A 1,067-nucleotide genomic window follows, 5' to 3' on the forward strand; every position below is an offset into this window, starting at 1 on the left:
AGTGGTGAGTGGTGAGTGGTGAGTGGTGAGTGGTGAGTGGTGAGTGGTGAGTGGTGAGTGGTGAGTGGTGAGTGGTGCAGTATTGGATTGCCCCTAAAAAAGTAGACACCTTTTTTCGAGAGAAGGTGTTATGAAATACAAATGTAGCCCCAGGTATTCAGATGCGTTTAAACGTGACGCCGTGCAAGCGTCACTTTCTTCGCCGCAGACACAGACAACGCTTGCTGCCAAACTATGTATACACCCGAATACATTAAGTCGTTGGCGCAAGGAGTTGACCATGGATCACACATCGTCTGACAAGAAAATTGCCAATGTTGGCCCTGAAAAAAGCGTTCAAGAACTTGAAAATGAAATCAAGAAGCTGAAAAAGCAGCTAAAAAGATCACAGATGGAGACTGAGATCTTAAAAAAGGCGGACGAGTACTTTATCAAGCACGGCAAGTAAAATTTGCTTTTATTGAGGCTCATCGCCAATGTCGGTGGCCGCTCTCAATCACTTGTGAAGTACTCGGTATCTCTCGATCAGGTTACTACCGATGGAAAGACCGCCAACGGCAGCCTGGAAAAATGCAAAAGCGTCATCAGAGCATCACGTTGTTTTTGCTAGAGCGTGCCAAGAAAATGAACAGTGTGCCGGGTTATCGGAAGTTATGGATGGAAGCGCAAGATGAAGGGTACCGCTGCGGAAAGAATCAGGTTCAACGCCTTCTTCAAGAAGCAGGCTATCGCTCCTGTACCGCCTTAAAACCTGGGTATCGACGCGCCGAGTCAACGCTCCCCGTTTTGCCTAACCTATTGAATCGACGATTTTCAATAGGCGAGCGAAACAAGGTTTGGGTCTCGGACATTACACAGATTCGCTGCCAGGAAGGATGGCTCTACCTAGCGGTTGTTATGGATCTAGGGACTCGACAAATCGTTGGTTATGCACAAGGAGCCGTCAATAGCTCACGGCTGGTGTTAAACGCGCTGGAGTCAGCTTGGAGGCATCATCAGCCGGCGGGAAGGGAGTTGCTCTTTCATTCTGATCAAGGCACACAGTATCGCAGCGAGGAGGTAATGAT

Annotated in this window: 2 protein-coding genes; both read left to right on the forward strand. The window is 48.4% G+C overall.

The window, feature by feature from the left end; translation table 11 throughout:
- Positions 1 to 130: 130 nt before the first annotated feature.
- Positions 131 to 448: a transposase gene (locus R0J87_RS18270; RefSeq protein ID WP_498887946.1), complete on the forward strand. Its 318-nt coding sequence runs from the start codon at positions 131 to 133 to the stop codon at positions 446 to 448.
- Positions 449 to 459: 11 nt separating this feature from the next.
- Positions 460 to 1,067, forward strand: a 608-nt coding sequence (locus R0J87_RS18275) for an IS3 family transposase (RefSeq protein WP_498887947.1), incomplete at its 3' end; no start/stop codon positions are given.

This window comes from Halomonas sp. SIMBA_159, assembly GCF_046536035.1.
GTDB classification, from domain to species: Bacteria; Pseudomonadota; Gammaproteobacteria; order Pseudomonadales; family Halomonadaceae; genus Vreelandella; species Vreelandella venusta_A.

Coding starts and splice junctions, on each gene's coding strand:
- R0J87_RS18270 (WP_498887946.1), top strand. CDS start 131: ATGAAATACAAATGTAGCCCCAGGTATTCAGATGCGTTTAAACGTGAC.